Annotated in this window: 8 protein-coding genes and 1 pseudogene; all 9 read right to left on the bottom strand. The window is 68.4% G+C overall.

All coding sequences use genetic code 11. The features are described 5' to 3' along the window. Positions 1-268 (bottom strand): annotated as a pseudogene (locus ACNPM4_RS09815) (hypothetical protein); the annotation flags it as partial. Further along, positions 261-788: an RNA polymerase sigma factor gene (locus ACNPM4_RS09810; protein WP_029261720.1), complete on the bottom strand. Its 528-nt coding sequence runs from the start codon at positions 786-788 to the stop codon at positions 261-263. The pseudogene ACNPM4_RS09815 and the gene ACNPM4_RS09810, both read right to left, overlap by 8 nt. Before the next feature lie 54 nt (positions 789-842). Then, positions 843-1,739, bottom strand: coding sequence for a GTPase Era (gene era, locus ACNPM4_RS09805; RefSeq protein ID WP_029261719.1), 897 nt, complete (start codon positions 1,737-1,739; stop codon positions 843-845). Beyond that, entirely contained in the window at positions 1,732-3,027 is a 1,296-nt protein-coding gene (locus ACNPM4_RS09800; RefSeq protein ID WP_029261718.1) for a hemolysin family protein, read from the bottom strand. Before ACNPM4_RS09800 ends, era begins: the two co-directional genes overlap by 8 nt. Next, entirely contained in the window at positions 3,024-3,482 is a 459-nt protein-coding gene (ybeY, locus tag ACNPM4_RS09795) for an rRNA maturation RNase YbeY (RefSeq protein ID WP_029261717.1), read from the bottom strand. The genes ACNPM4_RS09800 and ybeY overlap by 4 nt, the downstream gene beginning before the upstream one ends. Continuing rightward, positions 3,479-4,504, bottom strand: a complete 1,026-nt coding sequence (locus tag ACNPM4_RS09790; protein WP_231481794.1) for a PhoH family protein — start codon at positions 4,502-4,504, stop codon at positions 3,479-3,481. Before ACNPM4_RS09790 ends, ybeY begins: the two co-directional genes overlap by 4 nt. 79 nt (positions 4,505-4,583) lie before the next feature. Further along, positions 4,584-4,934: an HIT domain-containing protein gene (locus ACNPM4_RS09785; RefSeq protein WP_029261715.1), complete on the bottom strand. Its 351-nt coding sequence runs from the start codon at positions 4,932-4,934 to the stop codon at positions 4,584-4,586. A 64-nt stretch (positions 4,935-4,998) separates the two neighbouring features. After that, positions 4,999-5,727 carry a 16S rRNA (uracil(1498)-N(3))-methyltransferase gene (locus ACNPM4_RS09780; RefSeq protein ID WP_105710101.1) on the bottom strand — a complete coding sequence of 243 codons (729 nt, stop codon included), beginning with the start codon at positions 5,725-5,727 and terminating at the stop codon, positions 4,999-5,001. A 2-nt stretch (positions 5,728-5,729) separates the two neighbouring features. Then, positions 5,730-6,030, bottom strand: a 301-nt coding sequence (locus ACNPM4_RS09775) for a DnaJ C-terminal domain-containing protein (RefSeq protein WP_448985534.1), incomplete at its 5' end; no start/stop codon positions are given.

The raw sequence follows: 6,030 nt of genomic DNA, 5'->3' as shown, positions 1-6,030 counted from the left end.
ACCCGCTGAACTCGAGCGGTGCGGGAGTGCCCGCCACGGCGGCGCCCTGCGGAGAGAGCACCCCGATCACCAGGGCGGTGGAAGCGGCGACGGCCGTGATCCCACCCGCCCAGCCGAGCGTCCGTACCCGACGGCCCTTCGGTGCGACATCGCGTCGGAGGATGCGGTCCCGGGTCGCGAGAGCACGGGCGTCGGGCGGTGCGTCACGTGGCGTCGGTGCAGGGTCGGCATCGATCAGCATCCGCTCGAGCACGGCGTTGTCAGTCATCACCCGTCATCAGCCCCTCCAGGCCCAGCTCATCACGCAGACGACCCTGCGCGACGCCCAGCGTCTTCCGCACTCGGGACTCAGAAGCGCGCAGCAATTCCGCGATCTCCCCCACCGCGAGTCCATCCCAGTACGTGAGCATGATGATACGCCGTTGTACCGGAGTGAGGACACCCAAAGCTCGAATGACTACCAGGCGGGCCGTCAGCCCCGGCTGTTCGTCGGCGCCGGACACTCCGCTGTGCACGGCGTCGACGGCGCCGTTCGGCATCGACGACGGACGAGAACGAGAGCGCAGACGCCGATCGGCGGCACGGAGCAACCAGACCCGACCGGGCGGTCGAGCCGGCCTCAACCGGGACCAGGCATGCAGGAACACCTCGGAGACGATCTCGGTGACTTCCTCCTCGTCGCCGACGACGCCCTCGATGTGGTGCCGTACCGCCGCCCAGTGAGCGTCGAAGACTCGGGTGAAGACCTCGTTCCGCAGCGGATTCGGGTCATCGCTGCGGAAACTCATGTCTGCGGGGTCGGCGGCCTTCCCGCCGCCATCGACGTGTGACCGGGCCTCATCTCAGAAGCCGAGCCTGCCGAGCTGCTTCGGGTCGCGCTGCCATTCCTTCGCGACCTTGACGTGCAGGCCGAGGAACACGCGGGTGCCCACCAGCGCCTCGATGCCGACGCGGGCACGCGCGCCGACCTCGCTCAGTCGCTTGCCCTTGTGCCCGATGATGATCGCCTTCTGGCTGTCGCGCTCCACGACGATCGACGCGTGCACGTCGGTGAGGTCGGTGCCCTCGCGCGGCGCGATGTCGTCGATCACGACCGCGATCGAGTGCGGGAGTTCGTCGCGCACCCCCTCGAGAGCCGCCTCGCGGATCATTTCGGCGATGCGGTCCTCCTGCGACTCGTCAGTAGTGATGCCCTCCGGATACAGGGCCGGGCCCTTCGGCATCAGCAGCAGGATCTCGTCGGACAGGACGTCGAGCTGGTCCCTGGTGAGCGCGGACAGCGGGATCACCGCGGACCAGTCTTCACGCAGCGCGTCGACCTCCAGCAGACGCTCGGTGATCTCGTCGCGGGCCGCGACATCGGTCTTCGTCACGATCGCGATCTTCTTGGCGCGGGGATAGCCGTCGAGCGACGCGGCGATGCGGCGATCACCCGGGCCGACCTTCTCATTCGCCGGCACGCAGAACCCGATGACGTCGACGTCGCCGAGCACCTGCTCCACCAGGTCGTTCAGCCGTTCACCGAGCAGTGTCCGCGGCTTGTGGATTCCGGGGGTGTCGACGATGACGAGCTGCCCCTCCGGACGATTCACGATGCCGCGGATCGCTCGACGCGTGGTCTGCGGCTTCTCGCTGGTGATGGCGATCTTTTCGCCGACGAGTGCGTTCGTCAGCGTCGACTTGCCGACGTTGGGGCGGCCGACGAAGGTCACGAACCCGCTTCGGGTGTCGTCAGTCATCGTGTCGATCTCCTTCATCCTGCGAAGCGTCAGGGTCCCCTGCCGCACGTTCCACGAACACCGTCGCGATCCCGCGACCTCGGCCACGAGAGGCTCCTCCGGTGAGGACCAGGCCCTCCACCGTCGCCGTCGCCCCGGGTTGCGGGACCTGTCCCAGCGCCTTGCCGAGCAGACCGCCGATCGAGTCCACGTCCTCGTCCTCGAGTTCGAGACCGAAGAGGTCGCCCACGTCCTCCAGGGAGAGACGGGCACTCACGCGGTAGCGTCCGTGACCGAGATCGACGAACTCTGCGGATACCTGATCGTACTCGTCGGAGATCTCCCCGACGAGTTCCTCGATCAGGTCCTCGAGGGTCACGAGGCCGGAGATGCCACCGTGCTCGTCGATCACGAGGCACACGTGCACGGCGTCGCGCTTCATCTGCTGAAGGAGCGTCTCGGCGCGCATCGACTCGGGCACGAAGGTCGCCGGTCGCGCGATCGGCCGGATGGATGCGGCGCGCCAGGCGCTGTCGTCGCGATACGCGAACTGCACGAGGTCCTTGAGGTACAGCACACCCACCACGTCGTCCGCGTCGTCGTCCACGACGGGCATCCGGGAGACGCCGCGGTTCAGGAACAGGGACATCGCCTCGTCCGTCGTGGCGGTGGCATCGACGGTCACCATCTCCGTCCGCGGCACCATGACGGCACGGACGAACTGGTCCGTGAAGTCGAACACGGAGTGGATGAGGTCGCGGTCGTCCTCCTCGATCAGATCGTTCGAGGCCGCCTCATCGACCATGCTGAGCAGCTGGTCCTCGCTGGCGAAGGAGCTGCGGCCCGTGCCGGGTGTGACCTTGTTGCCCAGCACGACGAGCCCCTGCGCGAGCGGTCCGAGGAAGATGCGGAGCCCTCGGACGATCGAGGCGGTACCGCGGATCATTCCCTCGGCGTGCTGGCGGCCGAACGACCGCGGGCTCGCGCCGACGAGCACGAAGGTGATCGCCGTCATCAGCAGAGCGGCGGCGAGCATCGCCCACCAGTTGTTGTCGATGAGCATGGTGAACGCGACCGTCACCAGCACCGCAGCGGTCACCTCGGCGAGCACACGGATGAACGCGACCGCGTTCACGTGCGCGTCGAGATCGGCGGCGATCCGCCCCAGCGCCTTGGCCCGGCGTCCCTCGGTCGCCATGTCGGCGAGATTGGCGCGGGAGGCGACACCGTAGGCGGCGTCGATCGCCGCCATGAGACCGCCGAACGCCACCAGCAGGACGGCGGCGATGAGAAGGAGGGCGGCCGTCATCGGCGGCGTTCAGCCGCGGCGAAGCCCTGGATCAGTTCCTTCTGCAGTCCGAACATCTCACGCTCCTCGTCGGGCTCGGCGTGATCGAATCCGAGAAGGTGCAGAAGGCCGTGGGTGGTGAGCAGGATCAGCTCGTCCATCAGGGTGTGACGCGCGGCCTGAGCCTGTGCCTCCGCCACCTGCGGGCACAGCACGATGTCGCCGAGGAGACCGGGAGCGGTGGGGCGGTCCTCCGTGCCCGGACGCAGTTCGTCCATCGGGAAGCTGAGCACGTCGGTGGGGCCGGGCTCGTCCATCCACTGCACGTGGAGTGCCTCCATGGCGCCCTCGTCGACGAGGACGATCGCCACCTCGGCGTCCGGGCTGACGTGCAGCTGCGCCAGGTTGTAGTCCGTGAGTCGCTGCAGCACGGTCTCGTCGACGTCGATGGCCGACTCGTTGTTGATCTCGATCATGAGAGTCCTCGTTTCGGCATGCGGTCACGTGGTCCGGGGCGCTGCGCTCCCCTGCGGTCGGCGCGGTTGGCGAACTCCGCGGCCTGCTCGCGCTCGAAGCGCTGCGCCGTGCGCTTCTCGTCGTACTCGCTGTACGCGTCGACGATGCGTCCGACCAGCGAGTGACGGACGACGTCGTCGCTGGTGAGTCGCGAGAAGTGGATGTCGTCGATGCCGTCGAGCACGCGCGTGACCAGACGCAGTCCGGAGGAGCCCTGCGGGAGGTCGACCTGGGTGATGTCGCCCGTCACGACCATGCGCGTGCCGAAGCCGAGGCGCGTGAGGAACATCTTCATCTGCTCGGGTGTGGTGTTCTGCGCCTCGTCGAGCACGACGAACGAATCGTTCAGGGTACGCCCGCGCATGTACGCGAGAGGGGCGACCTCGATGGTCCCGGTGGCCATCAGGCGCGGCACGATCTCGGGATCCATCATCTCGTTGAGCGCGTCGTACAGCGGTCGCAGGTACGGATCGATCTTGTCGGTCAGCGTGCCGGGGAGGAACCCGAGGCGCTCTCCCGCTTCGACGGCGGGACGAGTGAGGATGATGCGCGTGACTTCCTTGCGCTGCAACGCCTGGACGGCCTTGGCCATCGCCAGGTAGGTCTTGCCCGTGCCGGCAGGACCGATGCCGAAGACGATCGTGTTCTCCTCGATCGCGTCGACGTACTCCTTCTGCCCGAGGGTCTTGGGACGGATCACCTTGCCGCGAGTGGTCAGGATCGCCTCGCCCAGCACCTCACTCGGACGGGGACCGCCCTCTTGGCGCAGCATCCGGGCGGAGCTGGAGACGTCGCTCGGAGCCAGATCATGACCTGCCCTGGTCATGGCGAGCAGCTCTTCGACCAGCGCCTTGGCCTTCGCGACCGCATCCACGCCGCCGCCGAGAGTGATCTCGTTGCCGCGCACGAGCACCTGGACGTCAGGGTGCTCCTTCTCGAGCATCCGCAGCAGGCGGTCCTGCGGGCCGAGGAGCTGCACCATGGCGACGCCATCGGCATAGATCTTCTCGACGGCCTCGGGCGGTCGACCGCCCAGGCTGCGTTCCTGCGGTTCGTTGTTGTCAGGCACCGACGCTCTTCTCGGTCAATCCCCCGGCCAGCACATGGGCATGGACGTGGAAAACGGTCTGTCCGGCGTTCGTGCCGGTGTTGAAGACGAGGCGGAAGTCGCCGTCGTCGGTGTGCTCGGCGGCCAGCTTCCCGGCGAACGCCACCATCTCCGCCAGCAGGGACGGATCCCCTGCGGCGAGCTCGGTGACATCGCGGTACTCCGCGGTCTTCGGCACCACGAGGAGATGCACCGGTGCCTGCGGGGCGATGTCACGCAGTGCGAACAGGCGGTCGGTCTCGCCGAGGATCTCGGCAGGGATCTCCCCGTTCAGAATGCGCGTGAAGATCGAGGGTTCCGTCATGCGCTCAAGTCTACTGATCGCCGCGTCCCCAGCGGCCTGACGCCGTGGGCGGCCGGAACGCAGCTCACCAGCGGCCGAGCGCGACCGACAGCACGGCGATCGCCGCCGGGCCCGCCGTCGACGTCCGCAGCACCGTGTCGCCCAGGAGCACTCTTTCGGCGCCCGCAGCCGTCAGCCGGTCGAGTTCTTCCTCGGCGATCCCGCCTTCCGGCCCCACGACCAGCACCAGATCGCGATCGTCGGCCGAGATCTCGGAGAGGCGCACGGATGCGGTGGGGTCGAGGAGCAGCACGCGCTGCGAAGTCGCCCGCTCGGCGAGCTGCGTCGTCGAGACCGGTGCGGTGACCTCGGGCACCCAGGCCCGATGAGCTTGCTTCGCGGCCTCGCGCACGATGGTCGCCCACCGTTCGCGACCCTTGACCGCCTTCGGTCCCTCCCAGCGGGAGACGCTGCGGCTCGCCTGCCACGGCACGATCTCGTCGACGCCGAGCTCGCACGCCGCCTGCACGGCCAGCTCGTCGCGGTCGCCCTTCGCGAGCGCCTGGACCAGAACGATCCGAGGGCTCGGAGCCGGATGCTCGACGCGGTCGGAGATCCGCACCTCGACGCGGGTCGGGGACACCTCTTCGGCCGCACCGATCAGCCACACGCCCGCGCCGTCGCCGACCGTGACCGCCTCGCCGACCCGCAGGCGCCGCACGACGGCGGCATGCTTCGCCTCAGCGCCGGTCAACGAAACGAGGTCGCCGACTCCGGCATCCGTCGACGACTCGACTAGGAAGTGCAGCGCCATGATCAGTGGCTGCGGAAACGGTCGCGGAGCTTCGAGAAGAGACCGGGCTGGAACTGCGCGAGCTGCGGATCCGGCGCCTTGGTCTTCTTCGCGAAGTCCTCGATCAGCGCCCGCTGCGCGGAGTCCAGCCGGGTGGGCGTCAGCACCTGCACGCCGACGCGCAGGTCTCCGCGCTGGGTCCCCCGGAGCGGGGTGATGCCACGCCCCTTGATGGTGAGCACGTCGCCGGACTGCACGCCCGCGCGGATCTCGAGGTCGACCTCGCCGTCGAGCCCCTGGATCGTGGTCTCGGCGCCGAGGATG

It is taken from the genome of Microbacterium umsixpiens (assembly GCF_053543675.1).
This window is presented reverse-complemented; position numbering and strand designations above follow the sequence as displayed.

What these genes read in the sequence shown, in the direction of transcription:
- ACNPM4_RS09810 (WP_029261720.1), bottom strand. Translation starts at nt 788, where the DNA reads ATGAGTTTCCGCAGCGATGACCCGAATCCGCTGCGGAACGAGGTCTTC.
- era (WP_029261719.1), bottom strand. Translation starts at nt 1,739, where the DNA reads ATGACTGACGACACCCGAAGCGGGTTCGTGACCTTCGTCGGCCGCCCC.
- ACNPM4_RS09800 (WP_029261718.1), bottom strand. Translation starts at nt 3,027, where the DNA reads ATGACGGCCGCCCTCCTTCTCATCGCCGCCGTCCTGCTGGTGGCGTTC.
- ybeY (WP_029261717.1), bottom strand. Translation starts at nt 3,482, where the DNA reads ATGATCGAGATCAACAACGAGTCGGCCATCGACGTCGACGAGACCGTG.
- ACNPM4_RS09790 (WP_231481794.1), bottom strand. Translation starts at nt 4,504, where the DNA reads ATGGTGCAGCTCCTCGGCCCGCAGGACCGCCTGCTGCGGATGCTCGAG.
- ACNPM4_RS09785 (WP_029261715.1), bottom strand. Translation starts at nt 4,934, where the DNA reads ATGACGGAACCCTCGATCTTCACGCGCATTCTGAACGGGGAGATCCCT.
- ACNPM4_RS09780 (WP_105710101.1), bottom strand. Translation starts at nt 5,727, where the DNA reads ATGGCGCTGCACTTCCTAGTCGAGTCGTCGACGGATGCCGGAGTCGGC.